This is a genomic window from Kitasatospora sp. NPDC001547, assembly GCF_042894165.1.
Lineage (GTDB): Bacteria > Actinomycetota > Actinomycetes > Streptomycetales > Streptomycetaceae > Kitasatospora.
The window spans coordinates 93,490-108,789 of the sequence record NZ_JBIAVL010000010.1 but is presented as its reverse complement, the minus strand read 5'-3'; the positions used below and the strand labels follow the sequence as shown (position 1 = coordinate 108,789).

24 protein-coding genes are annotated in these 15,300 nt (G+C 68.3%); 1 reads left to right on the top strand and 23 read right to left on the bottom strand.

The annotated features are described in order from the left end of the window. Positions 1 to 216: 216 nt before the first annotated feature. The 22 genes from rplO to ACFY0X_RS19805 all read right to left on the bottom strand — a co-directional run bounded on the left by rplO (position 217) and on the right by ACFY0X_RS19805 (position 12,253). Positions 217 to 669, bottom strand: a complete 453-nt coding sequence (gene rplO / locus ACFY0X_RS19910; RefSeq protein ID WP_030280790.1) for a 50S ribosomal protein L15 — start codon at positions 667 to 669, stop codon at positions 217 to 219. Between the two features lie 2 nt (positions 670 to 671). Continuing rightward, positions 672 to 854, bottom strand: coding sequence for a 50S ribosomal protein L30 (gene rpmD, locus ACFY0X_RS19905; protein WP_030055835.1), 183 nt, complete (start codon positions 852 to 854; stop codon positions 672 to 674). Continuing rightward, positions 854 to 1,474, bottom strand: a complete 621-nt coding sequence (gene rpsE, locus ACFY0X_RS19900; RefSeq protein WP_316523510.1) for a 30S ribosomal protein S5 — start codon at positions 1,472 to 1,474, stop codon at positions 854 to 856. Before rpsE ends, rpmD begins: the two co-directional genes overlap by 1 nt. Before the next feature lie 48 nt (positions 1,475 to 1,522). Then, positions 1,523 to 1,906, bottom strand: a complete 384-nt coding sequence (gene rplR, locus ACFY0X_RS19895; RefSeq protein WP_031063032.1) for a 50S ribosomal protein L18 — start codon at positions 1,904 to 1,906, stop codon at positions 1,523 to 1,525. Positions 1,907 to 1,909: 3 nt separating this feature from the next. Then, positions 1,910 to 2,449, bottom strand: coding sequence for a 50S ribosomal protein L6 (gene rplF, locus ACFY0X_RS19890; protein ID WP_387756336.1), 540 nt, complete (start codon positions 2,447 to 2,449; stop codon positions 1,910 to 1,912). A gap of 22 nt (positions 2,450 to 2,471) precedes the next feature. Further along, entirely contained in the window at positions 2,472 to 2,879 is a 408-nt protein-coding gene (rpsH, locus tag ACFY0X_RS19885) for a 30S ribosomal protein S8 (protein WP_238862988.1), read from the bottom strand. Positions 2,880 to 3,160: 281 nt separating this feature from the next. Then, positions 3,161 to 3,346 (bottom strand): type Z 30S ribosomal protein S14, encoded by a 186-nt coding sequence (locus ACFY0X_RS19880; RefSeq protein WP_030055830.1) that lies wholly within the window; start codon positions 3,344 to 3,346, stop codon positions 3,161 to 3,163. Positions 3,347 to 3,350: 4 nt separating this feature from the next. After that, complete coding sequence (rplE, locus tag ACFY0X_RS19875; RefSeq protein WP_316523506.1) at positions 3,351 to 3,920, bottom strand: 50S ribosomal protein L5; 570 nt, start codon at positions 3,918 to 3,920, stop codon at positions 3,351 to 3,353. Continuing rightward, positions 3,920 to 4,231: a 50S ribosomal protein L24 gene (gene rplX, locus ACFY0X_RS19870; protein ID WP_030263484.1), complete on the bottom strand. Its 312-nt coding sequence runs from the start codon at positions 4,229 to 4,231 to the stop codon at positions 3,920 to 3,922. The genes rplE and rplX overlap by 1 nt, the downstream gene beginning before the upstream one ends. Before the next feature lie 15 nt (positions 4,232 to 4,246). Further along, positions 4,247 to 4,618: a 50S ribosomal protein L14 gene (gene rplN, locus ACFY0X_RS19865; protein WP_196949334.1), complete on the bottom strand. Its 372-nt coding sequence runs from the start codon at positions 4,616 to 4,618 to the stop codon at positions 4,247 to 4,249. Positions 4,619 to 4,720: 102 nt separating this feature from the next. Beyond that, entirely contained in the window at positions 4,721 to 4,993 is a 273-nt protein-coding gene (gene rpsQ, locus ACFY0X_RS19860; RefSeq protein ID WP_030055826.1) for a 30S ribosomal protein S17, read from the bottom strand. Continuing rightward, positions 4,993 to 5,217: a 50S ribosomal protein L29 gene (gene rpmC / locus ACFY0X_RS19855; protein WP_030263491.1), complete on the bottom strand. Its 225-nt coding sequence runs from the start codon at positions 5,215 to 5,217 to the stop codon at positions 4,993 to 4,995. Before rpmC ends, rpsQ begins: the two co-directional genes overlap by 1 nt. Next, the gene (gene rplP, locus ACFY0X_RS19850) at positions 5,217 to 5,636 is read right to left on the bottom strand and encodes a 50S ribosomal protein L16 (protein WP_030232476.1); all 420 of its coding nucleotides are present in this window, start codon (positions 5,634 to 5,636) and stop codon (positions 5,217 to 5,219) included. The genes rpmC and rplP overlap by 1 nt, the downstream gene beginning before the upstream one ends. Positions 5,637 to 5,641: 5 nt before the next feature. Continuing rightward, the gene (gene rpsC, locus ACFY0X_RS19845; RefSeq protein WP_355253411.1) at positions 5,642 to 6,466 is read right to left on the bottom strand and encodes a 30S ribosomal protein S3; all 825 of its coding nucleotides are present in this window, start codon (positions 6,464 to 6,466) and stop codon (positions 5,642 to 5,644) included. Continuing rightward, positions 6,466 to 6,813, bottom strand: coding sequence for a 50S ribosomal protein L22 (rplV, locus tag ACFY0X_RS19840; RefSeq protein ID WP_030280773.1), 348 nt, complete (start codon positions 6,811 to 6,813; stop codon positions 6,466 to 6,468). The genes rpsC and rplV overlap by 1 nt, the downstream gene beginning before the upstream one ends. A gap of 82 nt (positions 6,814 to 6,895) precedes the next feature. Further along, entirely contained in the window at positions 6,896 to 7,177 is a 282-nt protein-coding gene (gene rpsS, locus ACFY0X_RS19835) for a 30S ribosomal protein S19 (protein ID WP_030280772.1), read from the bottom strand. 11 nt (positions 7,178 to 7,188) lie between these two features. Then, complete coding sequence (gene rplB, locus ACFY0X_RS19830) at positions 7,189 to 8,025, bottom strand: 50S ribosomal protein L2 (protein ID WP_030232466.1); 837 nt, start codon at positions 8,023 to 8,025, stop codon at positions 7,189 to 7,191. Between the two features lie 46 nt (positions 8,026 to 8,071). Further along, on the bottom strand, positions 8,072 to 8,389 hold the full coding sequence (rplW, locus tag ACFY0X_RS19825; RefSeq protein WP_030280768.1) for a 50S ribosomal protein L23: 318 nt from the start codon (positions 8,387 to 8,389) through the stop codon (positions 8,072 to 8,074). Continuing rightward, positions 8,389 to 9,066 carry a 50S ribosomal protein L4 gene (rplD, locus tag ACFY0X_RS19820; protein ID WP_097237486.1) on the bottom strand — a complete coding sequence of 226 codons (678 nt, stop codon included), beginning with the start codon at positions 9,064 to 9,066 and terminating at the stop codon, positions 8,389 to 8,391. Before rplD ends, rplW begins: the two co-directional genes overlap by 1 nt. Before the next feature lie 5 nt (positions 9,067 to 9,071). Next, the gene (rplC, locus tag ACFY0X_RS19815; RefSeq protein WP_153460994.1) at positions 9,072 to 9,719 is read right to left on the bottom strand and encodes a 50S ribosomal protein L3; all 648 of its coding nucleotides are present in this window, start codon (positions 9,717 to 9,719) and stop codon (positions 9,072 to 9,074) included. 14 nt (positions 9,720 to 9,733) lie between these two features. Beyond that, positions 9,734 to 10,042: a 30S ribosomal protein S10 gene (gene rpsJ, locus ACFY0X_RS19810; RefSeq protein WP_012785157.1), complete on the bottom strand. Its 309-nt coding sequence runs from the start codon at positions 10,040 to 10,042 to the stop codon at positions 9,734 to 9,736. A 393-nt stretch (positions 10,043 to 10,435) separates the two neighbouring features. After that, positions 10,436 to 12,253 (bottom strand): hypothetical protein, encoded by a 1,818-nt coding sequence (locus ACFY0X_RS19805; RefSeq protein WP_387756331.1) that lies wholly within the window; start codon positions 12,251 to 12,253, stop codon positions 10,436 to 10,438. Positions 12,254 to 12,542: 289 nt separating this feature from the next. Between ACFY0X_RS19805 and ACFY0X_RS19800 the strand changes: the two genes are divergently transcribed. Further along, complete coding sequence (locus tag ACFY0X_RS19800; RefSeq protein ID WP_387756329.1) at positions 12,543 to 14,303, top strand: hypothetical protein; 1,761 nt, start codon at positions 12,543 to 12,545, stop codon at positions 14,301 to 14,303. Positions 14,304 to 14,392: 89 nt separating this feature from the next. On the opposite strand, the gene ACFY0X_RS19795 is transcribed toward ACFY0X_RS19800, so the two are convergent. Next, positions 14,393 to 15,298 (bottom strand): glycosyltransferase family 2 protein, encoded by a 906-nt coding sequence (locus tag ACFY0X_RS19795; RefSeq protein ID WP_387756327.1) that lies wholly within the window; start codon positions 15,296 to 15,298, stop codon positions 14,393 to 14,395. Between the last annotated feature and the right edge of the window lie 2 nt (positions 15,299 to 15,300).

Genomic DNA, 15,300 nt, shown 5'->3' with positions numbered 1-15,300 from the left:
GCCTACGCGCAGCCTACAAGGGAACTCCACGGACTCTAACAGTGCGCGGCCATTCCGAAGAAGCGCGTACGCCCGCTCCCCCACTCACGGGGTACGGGATGCCCGGGTTTGCCACACAAAAGAACGAGCACCGTCCGGCGCGATGTCACCGGGAAACGGCACGAGCCCCGCACCTCCCGAAGGAGGTGCGGGGCTCGTGGGGCCGGGTCAGCGAACTCAGACGAGCTCGGTGACCGTGCCGCCCGCGGCCTTGATCTTCTCGGCGGCCGAACCGGAGACGGCGTCGACCGTCACCTGGAGGGCGACCGAGACCTCGCCGGTGCCGAGCACCTTGACGAGCGAGTTCTTGCGAACCGCGCCCTTGGCGACCAGGTCCTCGACCGTGACCTCGCCACCCTGCGGGTAGAGCTCGGCCAGCTTGTCCAGGTTCACCACCTGGAAGGTGATCTTGAACGGGTTCTTGAAGCCCTTCAGCTTCGGCAGGCGCATGTGGAGCGGCATCTGGCCACCCTCGAAGCGCTGCGGAACCTGGTAGCGGGCCTTGGTGCCCTTGGTACCACGACCAGCGGTCTTACCCTTGGAGCCCTCACCACGACCCACGCGGATCTTGTCGGTCTTGGCACCCGGGGCGGGACGCAGGTTGTGGATCTTGATCGGGTTGTCGCCCATGATCAGTCCACCTCCTCAACCGTCACCAGGTGACGGACCGTGTGGGCCATCCCGCGGATCTCGGGACGGTCCTCCTTCACCACGACGTCGTGCATGCGCTTGAGACCAAGCGAACGCAGGGTGTCACGGTGGTTCTGCTTGCTGCCGATGTACGACTTGGTCTGCGTGATCTTCAGGCGAGCCATCAGGCGCTCACCCCAGCAGCACGCGCCCGCAGCAGAGCGGCGGGGGCCACGTCCTCCAGCGGCAGGCCACGACGGGCGGCGATCTCCTCGGGGCGGACGAGGCCCTTCAGAGCCACCACGGTGGCGTGCACGATGTTGATCGCGTTGTCCGAGCCGAGCGACTTCGACAGGATGTCGTGGATGCCGGCGCACTCCAGGACGGCGCGCACCGGACCACCGGCGATAACACCGGTACCGGGGGCGGCGGGCTTCAGCAGCACGACGCCGGCGGCCTTCTCACCCTGGATGGGGTGGGGGATGGTGCCCTGGATACGGGGGACCTTGAAGAAGTTCTTCTTGGCCTCCTCAACACCCTTGGCGATGGCGGCCGGAACCTCCTTCGCCTTGCCGTAACCGACACCCACGGTGCCCTCGCCATCGCCCACCACGACGAGCGCGGTGAAGCTGAAGCGACGGCCACCCTTGACAACCTTGGCGACACGGTTGATCGCGACGACGCGCTCGACGTAAGCGGTCTTCTCGACAGCCGGGGCGTTGCCCTGACCGTCACGCTTACGGTCGCGCCGCTCGCCACCCGTGCCGCGACCGGCGCCGCCTTCGCGGCGCTGGGGTCCAGCCATTGGAATTACCTCTCTCGTTTACGTCCGTCGACAGAGTCGACGAGCGGCTTAGAAGTCGAGCCCGGCCTCGCGGGCCGCGTCCGCCAGGGCGGCGATGCGGCCGGCGTACCGGTTGCCCGCGCGGTCGAAGACGACCGACTCGATGCCGGCGGCCTTGGCGCGCTCGGCGACCAGGCTCCCGACCTTCTTGGCCAGCTCGGTCTTGTCGCCCTCGGTGCCCTTGATGGACACGTCGAGGGTGGACGCCGACGCCAGGGTGTGACCCTTGGCGTCATCGATGACCTGGGCGACCATGTGGCGGTTCGAGCGCGTCACGACGAGGCGCGGACGCACCTCGGTGCCGACGACGCGCTTGCGAACGCGGATCGCGCGGCGCTTGCGAGCGGCGCTCTTGTAGGCGTTGCCCTTGCCGATCTTGACAGAGACACTCATCGCTTACTTACCACTCTTTCCGACCTTGCGGCGGATGACCTCGCCCGCGTACTTGACGCCCTTGGCCTTGTACGGGTCGGGCTTGCGCAGCTTGCGGATGTTCGCGGCGACCTCGCCGACCTTCTGCTTGTCGATGCCGTCCACGTGGAACTTGGTGGGCGACTCGACGACGAAGGAGATGCCCTCCGGCGCGGCGATCAGGATCGGGTGGCTGTAACCGAGCGCGAACTCCATGTCGGAGCCCTTCGCGGTCACACGGTAACCAACACCGCTGATCTCCAGCGACTTGCGGTAGCCCTGGGTCACACCGGTGATCATGTTCGCCACCAGCGTGCGGGTCAGGCCGTGCAGGGCCTTCGAGCGACGCTCGTCGTTGGGGCGGGTGACGAGCACGGTGCCGTCCTCGCCCTTGCCGATCTCGATCGGCTCGGCGACGACGTGGGTGAGCGAGCCCTTCGGGCCCTTCACCGAGACCGCCTGGCCATCGATGGTGACGTCCACGCCAGCGGGGACCTGGATGGGCAGCCGTCCAATGCGCGACATTGCTGTACCTCCGTTTCCCGAATTACCAGACGTAGGCGAGAACTTCTCCGCCTACGCCCTTCTTGGCGGCCTGCTTGTCGGTCAGGAGGCCGGACGACGTGGAGATGATCGCCACGCCCAGGCCGCCGAGAACCTTCGGCAGGTTGGTGGACTTTGCGTAAACGCGCAGACCCGGCTTGCTGATGCGCTTGATGCCGGCGATGGAGCGCTCACGGTTGGGGCCGAACTTGAGCTCGATGGTCAGCTTCTTGCCGACCTCGCCCTCAGCCGGCTCCTCAACCTTGTAGGAGGAGATGTACCCCTCCTGCTGCAGGATCTCGGCGACGTGCGCCTTGATCTTGCTGGCCGGCATCGCCACGGAGTCGTGGTACGCCGAGTTCGCGTTACGCAGACGCGTGAGCATGTCTGCGATGGGGTCGGTCATGGTCATGATGGCCTCAGGCCTCTCTCGCCGTGGTTTCTCCGCACCAGGTCCCCCTTCCGCACTCTTCCGAGTTCGTCAGGGGCACAAGCGCAGGGGACCTACGACGTAGTAAGACTGGGTGCGAGCCCTTGAAAGGGCCACGGTCGTCCATGGGGAAGCCGTGGCAGGGGGCCCGACCCCACTACCTTACGGGAATCCGTACGGCAGCCCAAACCTCAGCACTGTGAGATCGGCGGGCCAGGTGGGGTCGGGCACCTCTGCGTCGCTGTGTGCCTAAAGCGCCTGGATTACCAGGAGCTCTTGGTCACGCCCGGCAGCTCGCCGCGGTGCGCCATCTCACGGAGGCAGACACGGCACAGGCCGAACTTGCGGTACACCGAGTGCGGACGGCCGCAGCGCTGGCACCGGGTGTAGGCCCGGACGCCGAACTTCGGCTTGCGCTCGGACTTCGCGATGAGGGACTTCTTCGCCATTGGCTCACGCCTCCTTGAACGGGAAGCCCAGAGCGCGCAGGAGCGCCCGGCCCTCGTCGTCGGTCTGAGCGGTGGTCACGACGGTGATGTCCATACCGCGCTGACGGTCGACCTTGTCCTGGTCGATCTCGTGGAACATAACCTGCTCGGTCAGACCGAAGGTGTAGTTGCCACGGCCGTCGAACTGCTTCGGGGAGAGACCACGGAAGTCACGGATACGCGGCAGGGCCAGCGAAACCAGACGGTCCAGGAACTCCCACATGCGGTCACCGCGGAGGGTGACGTGGGTGCCGATCGGCTGGCCCTCGCGCAGCTTGAACTGCGCGATGGACTTGCGAGCCTTGGTCACGGCCGGCTTCTGACCGGTGATGGCGGTCAGGTCGCGGATCGCGCCCTCGATCAGCTTGCTGTCACGGGCGGCCTCGCCGACACCCATGTTGACCACGACCTTGACCAGGCCGGGGATCAGCATGACGTTCTCGTACTTGAACTGCTCGTGCAGCTGGCCCTTGATCTCGGAGTTGTAACGCTCCTTGAGGCGGGGGGCCACCTTCTCAACAGACGTCTCAGACATCAGATGTCCTCACCGGTTCGCTTGGCAACGCGGATCTTGTTGCCCTGGTCGTCGAAGCGGTAGCCGACGCGGGTGACGACCTTCTTGCCGTCCTTCTCCACGACCAGCTGGACGTTGGAGACGTGCACCGGGGCCTCGACGGTCACGATGCCACCCTGGGTACCCGGACCCGGCTTGGTGTGCTTCTTGACCCGGTTGACACCCTCGACGAGGACCTTGTTCTCAGCCGGCATGGCCTGGATGACCTTGCCCTGCTTGCCCTTGTCCTTGCCGGTGATGACCTGAACCAGGTCACCCTTCTTGATCTTCATGCTGTTCGCCATGGGTCAGAGCACCTCCGGCGCCAGCGAGATGATCTTCATGAACTTCTTGTCGCGCAGCTCGCGGCCCACCGGGCCGAAGATGCGGGTACCGCGGGGGTCACCCTCGGTGTTCTTGAGGACGACGGCGGCGTTCTCGTCGAACCGGATGTAGGAACCGTCCGGACGACGGCGCTCCTTCACGGTACGGACGACGACGGCCTTGACCACGTCACCCTTCTTCACCGAGCCACCGGGGATCGCGTCCTTGACGGTCGCGACGATGACGTCCCCGATTCCGGCGTAGCGGCGACCGGAGCCACCGAGAACACGGATGCAAAGGATCTCCTTGGCACCAGTGTTGTCGGCAACACGCAGTCGCGACTCCTGCTGGATCACAGCTTTCTCCTGATCGTCAACGAGAGTCGACGGGCCGGCCGCTGCTCACATCGGCGCCCCGGAGGGACCCGCTGCACATACGGCCGTACCACATCGGCTTCGTTACTTGGCCTTCTCGAGGATCTCGACGACGCGCCAGCGCTTCGTCGCGGACAGCGGGCGGGTCTCCGCGAGGAGGACCCGGTCGCCGATGCCGCAGGCGTTCGCCTCGTCGTGCGCCTTCAGCTTGTTCGTACGGCGGATGACCTTGCCGTACAGAGCGTGCTTGACGCGGTCCTCGACGGCGACGACGACGGTCTTGTCCATCTTGTCGCTGACGACGAGACCCTCACGGGTCTTGCGGAAACCGCGCGTCTCGTTGGTGTTCTCAGTCATCAGGCGTTCTCCACCGTCTCGATGCCCAGCTCGCGCTCGCGCATCAGGGTGTAGATCCGCGCGATGTCCTTACGGACCAGCTTGAGCCGGCCGTGGTTGTCGAGCTGCCCGGTCGCCGCCTGGAAGCGGAGGTTGAACAGCTCCTCCTTGGCCTCGCGGAGCTTGGCAACGAGACCCTCGTTGTCCAGCTGACGAAGCTCAGCAGCCTTGGTAGCGGCCGACATCAGCTCTCACCGTCCTCGCGCCGGACGATCCGGCACTTCATCGGCAGCTTGTGCGCGGCGCGGGTGAGCGCCTCGCGAGCAACCTTCTCGTTCGGGTACGACAGCTCGAACATGACCCGACCCGGGTGCACGTTCGCGATCCACCACTCCGGCGAACCCTTACCGGAACCCATGCGGGTCTCGGCCGGCTTCTTGGTGAGCGGACGGTCCGGGTAGATGTTGATCCAGACCTTGCCGCCACGGCGGATGTGACGGGTGATCGCGATACGAGCGGACTCGATCTGACGGTTCGTCACGTAGGCCGGGGTGACGGCCTGGATGCCGAACTGGCCGAACGCCAGCTCGGTGCCACCCTTGGCAGCGCCACGGCGCTTCGGGTGGTGCTGCTTGCGGTGCTTGACCCGACGGGGGATCAGCATTTGGGTCAGGCCTCCGTTCCGGTGTTCTCGGCAGCCGGAGCCTCGACGGCCGGGGCCGCGGGGGCCTCGGCAGCGGCGGGACGACGGCCACGGCCACCGCGCTCGCCACCGCGACGGTCGCCACCGCGGGCGGGACGACCACCCTCGGGACGGGCCGGGCGGTTGCCGGAGCGGGCAGCGGCGTTCTCAGCGCGGACCTCGGCGATGTTCTTGACGTCGCCCTTGTAGATCCAGACCTTCACGCCGATGCGGCCGAAGGTGGTCTTGGCCTCGAAGAAGCCGTAGTCGACGTTCGCACGCAGGGTGTGCAGCGGCACGCGACCCTCGCGGTAGAACTCCGAACGGCTCATCTCGGCGCCGCCGAGACGACCGGAGCACTGGACCTTGATGCCCTTGGCGCCGGACTTCATGGTGCCCTGCATCGACTTGCGCATGGCACGGCGGAAGGAGACGCGGGAGGACAGCTGCTCCGCGACGCCCTGAGCCACGAGCTGGGCGTCCAGCTCGGGGTTCTTGACCTCGAGGATGTTCAGCTGGACCTGCTTGCCGGTCAGCTTCTCGAGGTCGCCGCGGATGCGGTCGGCCTCGGTGCCACGGCGACCGATGACGATGCCGGGGCGGGCGGTGTGGATGTCGACGCGGACGCGGTCGCGGGTGCGCTCGATCTCGACCTTGGAGATGCCGGCGCGCTCCATGCCCTTCGTCATCATGCGACGAATGGCGACGTCTTCCTTGACGTAGTCCTTGTACAGCTTGTCGGCGTACCAGCGGGACTTGAAGTCCGTGCTGATGCCGAGGCGGAACCCGTGCGGGTTAACCTTCTGGCCCATTACCGGGTCCCTTCCTTGCTGCTGACGACCACGGTGATGTGGCTGGTCCGCTTGCGGATCCGGTAGGCGCGGCCCTGGGCACGCGGACGGAACCGCTTCAGGGTCGGGCCCTCGTCAACGTACGCCTCGGAGATGTAGAGGTCGTCCACGTTGGAGTGGTTGTAGTTGTGCGCGGCGTTGGCGATGGCGCTGTCGAGCACCTTGCCAACCGGCACGGTGGCGGCCTGCGGAGCGAAACGCAGGACGGCCTGGGCCTCCGTGGCATTCATGCCACGGATGAGGTCCACCACGCGGCGGGCCTTCATGGGCGTCACGCGGATGTACCGCGCCTGTGCCCTGGCTTCCATGGTTGTCCCCTTAATGGAGTAAGTCATTGAGTCTTTTTGGCGCGCAAGCTCAGCCCGTGGCCAGTGGCCACAGATGGGCCTTCTAGCGACGCTTCGACTTCCGGTCTTCCTTCACGTGGCCACGGAAGGTGCGGGTCGGAGCGAACTCGCCGAGCTTGTGGCCGACCATCGACTCGGTGACGAACACCGGGACGTGCTTACGGCCATCGTGAACCGCGATCGTGTGGCCGAGCATGCTCGGGGAGATCACGGAACGACGGGACCAGGTCTTGATGACGTTCTGGGTACCCGCCTCGTTCTGAGCGTCCACCTTCTTGATGAGGTGGCCGTCGATGAAGGGGCCCTTCTTAAGACTGCGCGGCATCTGACCTGCTCCTAGCGCTTCTTGTTGGTCTTGCGGCGGCGCACGATGAGCTTGTCCGACGCCTTGTTCGGGCGACGGGTACGGCCCTCGGGCTTACCCCACGGCGAGACCGGGTGGCGACCACCGGAGGTCTTACCCTCACCACCACCGTGCGGGTGGTCGATCGGGTTCATGGCGACACCACGCACGGTCGGGCGGACGCCCTTCCAGCGCATGCGGCCGGCCTTGCCCCAGTTGATGTTCGACTGCTCGGCGTTGCCGACCTCGCCGACGGTGGCGCGGCAGCGCGCGTCGACCAGGCGGATCTCACCGGAGGGCATGCGCAGGTGCGCCATCTTGCCCTCACGCGCCAGCAGCTGGATGCCGGAACCGGCCGAGCGGGCCAGCTTGGCACCGCCACCGGGACGCAGCTCCACCGCGTGGATGGTGGTACCGACCGGGATGTTGCGCAGCGGCAGGTTGTTGCCCGGCTTGATGTCGGCGCCAGCGCCGTTCTCGATCCGGTCACCCTGCGCGATGCCGCGCGGCGCGATGATGTAGCGCTTCTCGCCGTCCGCGTAGTGCAGGAGCGCGATGCGCGCGGTGCGGTTCGGGTCGTACTCGATGTGCGCGACCTTGGCCGGCACGCCGTCCTTGTCGTGACGACGGAAGTCGATCACGCGGTAGGCGCGCTTGTGACCGCCACCCTGGTGGCGAGCGGTGACACGACCGGCGTTGTTACGGCCGCCCTTGCTGTGCAGCGGGCGAACCAGCGACTTCTCCGGAGTGGACCGCGTGATTTCTACGAAGTCGGCCACGCTGGAGCCACGACGGCCCGGCGTAGTCGGCTTGTACTTGCGGATGCCCATTTGGCTCTCTCGTCCTCGTCCTAATCGACGATCACGATCTCCCTATTCAGGAGACCGGACCACCGAAGATGTCGATGCGGTTGCCCTCGGCCAGCGTCACGATGGCGCGCTTGGTGTCCTTGCGCTTGCCAAAGCCCGTCTTGGAGCGCTTGCGCTTGCCCTGACGGTTGATCGTGTTGACAGCCTCGACCTTGACCGAGAAGACCGCCTCGACGGCCTGCTTGATCTGGGTCTTGTTGGCGCCCGGCGACACGATGAACGTGTACTTGTTCTCGTCGAGAAGGCTGTAGCTCTTCTCGGAGATGACCGGCTTCACCAGGACGTCACGGGGGTCCGTGAACGTCTTGCTCGTAACGTCGCTCATCAGGCGGCGCTCCCTTCGAGCTCGCCCTCAGCGGCAACGGCCTTGGCGGACGCGGCCGGACCGGCCACGAAACGCTCGAAGGCGGCCTGGGTGAAGACCACATCGTCGGAGACGAGCACGTCGTAGGTGTTCAGCTGACCGGCGTCCAGGATGTGCACGTGCGGCAGGTTGCGAGCGGACTTCAGGCCCAGCTCGTCCTCGCGCTCGACGACCAGGAGGACGTTCTTGCGCTCGGTGATCTTGCCGAACAGGCTCTTGGCGGCCTTGGTCGACGGCGCCTCGGTCGCGGTCACGCCGGTGACGACGTGAATGCGGTTGTGGCGGGCCCGGTCGGTGAGCGCACCGCGCAGGGCGGCGGCGATCATCTTCTTCGGGGTCCGCTGCGAGTAGTCGCGCGGCACGGGACCGTGCACGACGCCACCGCCGGCGAACTGCGGCGCACGGGTCGAGCCCTGACGGGCGCGGCCGGTGCCCTTCTGGCGGTACGGCTTCTTGCCGCCGCCGCGGACCTCGCCACGAGTCTTGGTCTTGTGGGTGCCCTGACGGGCCGCAGCGAGCTGCGCCACGACGACCTGGTGCATCAGCGGAACGCTGACCTTCGCGTCGAAGATCTCGGCCGGCAGCTCGATGCTGCCGGTCTTGTCGCCAGCCGGCGACAGGATGTCAATGGTGCTCATATCCTTCACAGCCCCTTCGCCGCGGTGCGGACGAGGACGAGGCCGCCGTTCGGGCCCGGGACGGCGCCCTTGATGAGCAGCAGACCCTTCTCCGCGTCGACCGCGTGCACGGTCAGGTTCTGGGTGGTCACACGCTCGTGGCCCATCCGACCAGCCATGCGCAGGCCCTTGAACACACGGCCCGGGGTGGCGCAGCCACCGATGGAACCGGGCGAGCGGTGCTTGCGCTGGGTGCCGTGACCGGCGCCGAGACCACGGAAGTTGTGGCGCTTCATGACACCGGCGAAGCCCTTGCCCTTGGAGGTGCCGGTCACGTCGACCTTGACACCCGCCTCGAACAGCTCGGCGGTGATCTCCTGGCCCAGGGTGTACTCGGACGCGTCCGAGGTACGGAGCTCGACCAGGTGACGGCGCGGGGTGACACCGGCCTTGGCGAAGTGGCCCGCGAGGGGCTTGTTCACCTTGCGGGGGTCGATCTCGCCGAAGCCGATCTGGACGGCGTCGTAGCCGGCCGGGCTGTCGGCGGTGTGGACCTGGGTCACGACATTCGGCCCAGCCTTGACGACGGTCACCGGAACGACCCGGTTGTTCTCGTCCCAGACCTGGGTCATGCCGAGCTTCTCGCCCAGGATGCCCTTAATCTGCTTAGCCATCTTCGGTGCGCCTCTCAGAGCTTGATCTCGATGTCGACGCCCGCCGGCAGGTCGAGACGCATCAGCGAGTCAACCGTCTTCGGCGTGGGGTCGAGGATGTCGATCAGACGCTTGTGAGTACGCATCTCGAAGTGCTCGCGCGAGTCCTTGTACTTGTGCGGCGAGCGGATGACGCAGTACACGTTCTTCTCAGTGGGCAGCGGCACCGGGCCTGCGACCTGCGCACCAGTACGGATCACCGTCTCGACGATCTTCTTCGCCGAGGAGTCGATGACCTCGTGGTCGTAGGCCTTGAGCCGGATGCGGATCTTCTGTCCCGCCATGGCTACTCAGTAGTCCTTTGTCCTTAGTTACTTCACGACTGCCCCTCCGACCCCCGCGCTCGGGCGTGTCGCACTCGCGCTTGCAAAAAACCGGCGAAGTACTTCGTCGGTTTCAAACTTTCGGGGTGGGGGGTGCCGGGTCGAGACCCCGCACACGCTTCCCGGAAGATTCCCGTACTTTCGCCCCGCAGCTGCCGTGGCGTAGAACTCACGCTTGACGGCCATCACGGGAACGACGAGTACATGGGACTCGCTTCCGGTCCTCCCGGCGGGAGGCGCGCAGCATCGGCACTCAACCGAGCAACTTGGACATACTGCCACATGGAGCAGCCAGGATGCCAATCGGGGCCGGTGAGGTGTTCCCCACCGGCCCCGATCGGGTGAAGCCCCTGGTCAGCCCTTGCGCCAGAGCACCCAGCCGCGCTCCTTGTTGTGCTTCGCGATGTGCCAGCCCGGCTTCGGCTCCGGCCAGCTGGCCTCCGGCGGGGCGTCCTTGCGGGAGGACGTCGCCGCCAGGTACGCGGTGGCCTTCTCCGGCGGGGCGGAGCCGTCCTTCAGGTCGTCCGACCAGACCCGGCCCCAGTAGACCTCGTAGGCCATCGCCATCCGGGTGTCCCAGTCGAGGTCCAGGTCCAGGACGACGTTGTCGCCCTTGCGCAGCCCGGCCTCCTTGGCCACGCCGACCGCCTGGTACTTGCGCTCCTTGGCGTGCGGCTCGGAGACGTTGTCGGTGACGGCGATGGTCGCGTAGGCGGCGAACAGCGTCACGCAGGCCACCACCGCGGCGACCACCCGGCGCCCGCCGGCCACCCGCAGCAGCAGGCACGCGCCCAGCACCGCCAGCGCGCCGAAGCTCGTCCGGACCATGTGCAGGCCGTCCCAGGTCGAGGCCAGGAACATCGCGTCCGGCACGGTCCACGGGCTGACCCAGAGCTTGAGCACGGCGCCCGCGTACGCGCCGACGGACAGCTGGATGACCCCGATCACCACCGTGCCGGCCAGCGCCAGCCACAGCAGCGCGCGCACCCCGGCCCGCCACAGCACGGCCAGGCCGACCACCAGGAACATCGGCACCAGCACCGCGCAGTACCGGGCGTACACCCAGTTGTCGGTCCGGTCGTTGTCCGCCAGCCCGGCCGCGGAGGCCAGCGCGGTGCCGAACAGCATGGCCACCATGGTGAAGGCCACCACCCGCTCGGGCACCGAGTACCGGCGGCGGAACACCACCACCACGCACAGCACGAAGGCGACCGCCCCGAAGCCGTACGTGGAGACCATGAAGTACCACAGCTGCCCGAAGGTGCGGGCGACGATCGTGCCGAGGTAGTCGCTGTTCTCGAGGTTCTCGAAGACCTTGTTGCCGACGGTGCTCGGCGGCACGTCCTTGAACCGGCTCTCGACGAATCCCGCCAGCAGCTTGGCGCCCAGGTACGACACCCCGAGCGTGCCGACGCCGGCCAGCGAGGCGAGCCGCGGCGCCCAGCCGACGGCCAGCGCCACCACCAGGACCAGCGCGGTCAGCGCCACGACCACGCCGCCGCGGTCGTGGGTGGCCATCGTGTAGCCGGCCGCCAGGCCCATCCCCGCCGCGTACAGCGCCCGGCGGCGCGCCGGCCCGGGCGACAGCCAGCCATGCATCGCGAGCAGCCAGGCCAGCAGCAGCACCGGCAGCACGGTGTCGGACATGACGAACTGGGAGTAGAAGACCACCGGCGGCACCAGCGCCACGGCGGTGCCCGCCAGGTACGCCTGCGGCCGGGACAGGCCCACCCGGCGCGCCGCCGCCACGGCGAGCGGGAACACCAGCGCGTTGAGCAGCGCGTTGATGCCCATCACCAGGTGGTACGCGGTGGCCGGGTTGTCGGCGATCCGCAGCGCCGGCGCGATCAGCAGCGGGTACCCGCCGGGGATCACCACGCCGACCGGCATCTCGGTGGGCGGCCGGCCGGCCAGCACCCGGGCGATCACCAGGTAGGAGTCCTCGTCGGCGTGCACCGACGGGAAGTAGTTGTGGACGGACAGCAGCAGGCGGAACGCCACCTGCGCCCCGTACCCGAGCAGCAGCGCCACCGGCCAGAACCAGCGGTGGGCGGCCAGCGCCCGCAGCCGGGGCGGCAGGGCCGGGGCCCAGGTGTCCGGCGCGCTCCTGCCGCCGTCCTCACCCCGGCCCGGCCCGTCGGACGTGTGGGCAGAGTCGATCAGCGGCTGCACCGAGACACTTCCCTACTTGTGTGAGTGGACGATCCCGCCATGGGGCTCCGGACGGGCGCGCCACGGTTCCTGTCCACCGCTCGTCGAAGCGCATCGGCAGTGTGCCACGCGGTGATCGGCCGGAGCCAACGCGCTCCTCCCCCGTGGACGACAACGCCCCGCTCGGGAACGGTGGTTCAGCCCCTGCGGCTCCGCCCGCCGGGGTGCTGGCAGAATCGCGGTGTCCGGCCACCGAAACCACACACCGCCTCCGCACCGAATCGCTGCGGGAAAGCAGAAGGACCGAACAGTGACGACGAGCGTGCAGCCCGCCCCCGCCTCGGGCAGGCATCAGGGCATACCGCCCAGCCAGAGGAGACGGGCAGCCGCTCTTCGCCTCCCCGCCGTCCTCTGGGCCGCGGAGATCCTGACCGCGATCACGGCGGCGCTGTTCATGACCGGGCTGGCATGGTCCGTCCGGCTGAACCCCATGTCGAGGATCGGCCAGGTCAGCGGCCTCGCCGCGCTCCAGCTCCGGCTCCTGCTGCTGCTCGGCGTCGTCGTCCTGATCCTGGTGCCGGCGATGCGCCGCTGGGCCGACCTCCCGGTGCGGTTCGCCGCCGCCGCGGTCGCCGGCCTGTCCTCCGGTGTCCTGGCGGCCGGCGTCTCGCTCGCGCTGCGCGACACCAACTGGCCGCTGTACGCCCAGCACGGCGACTCCGGGAGCCTCCAGGCCTGGGTCGGCGCCCTGATGGACGGCAAGTCCCTCGACGGCGCCTACCCGCCGATGTTCCCGCACATCGTCGCCTTCATCGCCGAGCACGTCACCCACGGACAGGTCGGCTACGCGCTCAAGCTCGCCGACCTGGCGTTCGTCGCCCTGATGGGCCCGCTCGCCTACCTGTCCTGGCGCCTGCTGCTGCCGCCGCTCTGGGCGCTCGGGATCGGCGTCACCGCCGCGCTGCCGATGGCGCAGCCGTACAAGCCGTACACCACCTTCGTGCTCGTCGCCTTCCTGCCCGTGCTGGCGAAGCTGATGCAGCTCCTCCAGCGCGCCCCGGAGCTCCCACGCCGCACCGCCGCCGTCCGCGGGGCCGTGCTCGGCCTCGGGATCGGACTGCTGTTCCTCCTCTACTCCGGCTGGTTCGTGTGGTCCGCGGCCGGCGTGGTGGTGCTCACCCTGGTGCTGCTGCTGCGCGCCCGCCGCACCGGCGGGACCCGCGGCCTGCTCAACGCCCTGTGCGCGATCGGTGCCGCCGGCGGGGTCTTCCTGGTCGTCTCCGGCGTCTACCTGGTCCGGCTGCTCGGGTCCGCCGGCAGCACGGTCGACCGCTACTGCTACTTCGACACCTACACCGAGCCGACCTACTTCGCGATGTGGCGCGACGACCTCCCCGGCACCGACGGCCAGAGCACCTGGCCGGTCCCCGGCGAGCTCGGCGGGGTCGGCCTCTTCACGGTCCTGCTGCTGGTCGGCCTGGGCGTGGCGCTGGCCCTCGGGATCGGCCGCGCCACCGTGCTGACCGCCGCCGCCTGCACCGCGAGCGCCCTGCTGATGCGCTACTGGTACGCCTCCCACATGGAGCGCGACCAGGCCGTCATGCTCTACCCGCGCACCAGCGCGCAGCTGCTCTACTGCCTGCTGGTCCTCGTCGGCCTGGCCTGTTACCTGGTCGTCCGCCGCCGGCGGAGCGCCGCCGCGGCCCCCGAGACCGAGTCGGCCGAGCCGGCCGGCCGCCGGCTCCCGCTGCGCCTCAACCCGCGCGGTGTGGCCGTCGGCGCCGTCTGCGCGCTGGGCCTGCTCTTCGGCATGGCCGGTTCCGCCACCGCCAGCAAGTACATGCCCGACCCGCACTGGGGCCCCGGCGCGCTGGCCTGGATCGCGCAGACCACCGCCGACACCAAGGGGCACTGCTCGCGCTACGCGCCCAACGGCGAGTGCAAGCAGCCGCGGGACATCAGCGACCTCCTCGTCCCGGTGCCCGACACCGGGAAGATGATGTGCCCGAAGGTCAACCCGTACCCGCCACGGCAGCCCGACCCGCTCGGCCCCCTCGGCGAGTTCGGGTAACCCGGCCGCGGGGCCGCCCGCGAACGGCACTGGGCCGGTGGTCCGAGTTCGGACTACCGGCCCAGTGCCGTATCAGGACTTCCGAGCGGTCAGTGCCGCTCTCCCCCGGTCAGCGCGTGGCGGACCAGGACCTTGGCGCCGGCCCGCTGGCCGCGCTTCAGCGCGCCCGGCAGCATGGTCAGCGCGTGCAGGCGGGAGGCGCTGCGGAACCGGGCCGCACGGGCGGCCTTCGGCCAGCCGCGGGCGTCCATCCGCTCGGCCACCGCGTTGAAGTACCGCTCCGCCTCGGTGAACCGGGTACCGGAGAAGGCCTGCACCGAGGACTCGCTGACGGCGTGCCGGCGGTACTGGAAGACGACGGTGGTGTTGTCCACCATCATCTGCTCGCCGCGCTCCAGCAGGTCGACCACCAGGGCCAGGTCCTGGATCACCGAGTACTCGTCGCGGAAGTTGACCGCGCGCAGCGCCTCGCCCCGCCAGCAGATCGACGGGAAGTAGAGCCAGTTGCCGCGCAGCACGCTCGCGGCCAGCTCCTCGCCGCCCATCAGCCGCCGGCCCTTGACGGTCGGCGCGTAGATCTTCTCCTTGACGTTGTCCGCCAGGCCGGACCGGCTGACCTCGCCGTTGCCGTCGATGACCTCGACGCCCGGCTGCACCATGCCCAGGTCCGGGTTGTCCTTGACGATCGCCCGGACGGTCTCCAGGTAGTGCGGGTGCAGCAGGTCGTCGCAGCCCATGATGACCACGTGGTCGGCCGTCGACAGCTCCACGCACTTCTGGAAGTTCTTGGTGATGCCGAGGTTCCGCTCGTTGCGCAGGTAGCTCACCCGGTCGTCGCCGAGCTCGGCGAACCAGCCCGGGACGTCCGGCTCCTTGCCGTCGTCGATGACGGTCAGCCGGAAGTCCCGGTCGGTCTGCGCGAGGATGCTCCGCACCGCGGCCTGCATCAGTGCCACGTCGCCGTAGTACGGCAGCATGAACTCGAAGGTCGCCACGG

Bases quoted from the DNA above. Each gene is read 5' to 3' on its own strand.
- rpsE (WP_316523510.1), bottom strand. From the start codon at position 1,474: ATGGCTGGACCCCAGCGCCGCGAAGGCGGCGCCGGTCGCGGCACGGGT.
- rplC (WP_153460994.1), bottom strand. From the start codon at position 9,719: ATGGCTAAGCAGATTAAGGGCATCCTGGGCGAGAAGCTCGGCATGACC.
- rplB (WP_030232466.1), bottom strand. From the start codon at position 8,025: ATGGGCATCCGCAAGTACAAGCCGACTACGCCGGGCCGTCGTGGCTCC.
- rplO (WP_030280790.1), bottom strand. From the start codon at position 669: ATGGGCGACAACCCGATCAAGATCCACAACCTGCGTCCCGCCCCGGGT.
- rpmD (WP_030055835.1), bottom strand. From the start codon at position 854: ATGGCTCGCCTGAAGATCACGCAGACCAAGTCGTACATCGGCAGCAAG.
- rplV (WP_030280773.1), bottom strand. From the start codon at position 6,813: ATGGAAGCCAGGGCACAGGCGCGGTACATCCGCGTGACGCCCATGAAG.
- ACFY0X_RS19880 (WP_030055830.1), bottom strand. From the start codon at position 3,346: ATGGCGAAGAAGTCCCTCATCGCGAAGTCCGAGCGCAAGCCGAAGTTC.
- rplF (WP_387756336.1), bottom strand. From the start codon at position 2,449: ATGTCGCGCATTGGACGGCTGCCCATCCAGGTCCCCGCTGGCGTGGAC.
- rpsS (WP_030280772.1), bottom strand. From the start codon at position 7,177: ATGCCGCGCAGTCTTAAGAAGGGCCCCTTCATCGACGGCCACCTCATC.
- rplE (WP_316523506.1), bottom strand. From the start codon at position 3,920: ATGTCTGAGACGTCTGTTGAGAAGGTGGCCCCCCGCCTCAAGGAGCGT.
- rplW (WP_030280768.1), bottom strand. From the start codon at position 8,389: ATGAGCGACGTTACGAGCAAGACGTTCACGGACCCCCGTGACGTCCTG.
- rpsQ (WP_030055826.1), bottom strand. From the start codon at position 4,993: ATGACTGAGAACACCAACGAGACGCGCGGTTTCCGCAAGACCCGTGAG.
- rpsC (WP_355253411.1), bottom strand. From the start codon at position 6,466: ATGGGCCAGAAGGTTAACCCGCACGGGTTCCGCCTCGGCATCAGCACG.
- rplR (WP_031063032.1), bottom strand. From the start codon at position 1,906: ATGAGTGTCTCTGTCAAGATCGGCAAGGGCAACGCCTACAAGAGCGCC.
- rpsJ (WP_012785157.1), bottom strand. From the start codon at position 10,042: ATGGCGGGACAGAAGATCCGCATCCGGCTCAAGGCCTACGACCACGAG.
- rplD (WP_097237486.1), bottom strand. From the start codon at position 9,066: ATGAGCACCATTGACATCCTGTCGCCGGCTGGCGACAAGACCGGCAGC.
- rpmC (WP_030263491.1), bottom strand. From the start codon at position 5,217: ATGTCGGCCGCTACCAAGGCTGCTGAGCTTCGTCAGCTGGACAACGAG.
- rpsH (WP_238862988.1), bottom strand. From the start codon at position 2,879: ATGACCATGACCGACCCCATCGCAGACATGCTCACGCGTCTGCGTAAC.
- rplP (WP_030232476.1), bottom strand. From the start codon at position 5,636: ATGCTGATCCCCCGTCGGGTCAAGCACCGCAAGCAGCACCACCCGAAG.
- rplX (WP_030263484.1), bottom strand. From the start codon at position 4,231: ATGAAGATCAAGAAGGGTGACCTGGTTCAGGTCATCACCGGCAAGGAC.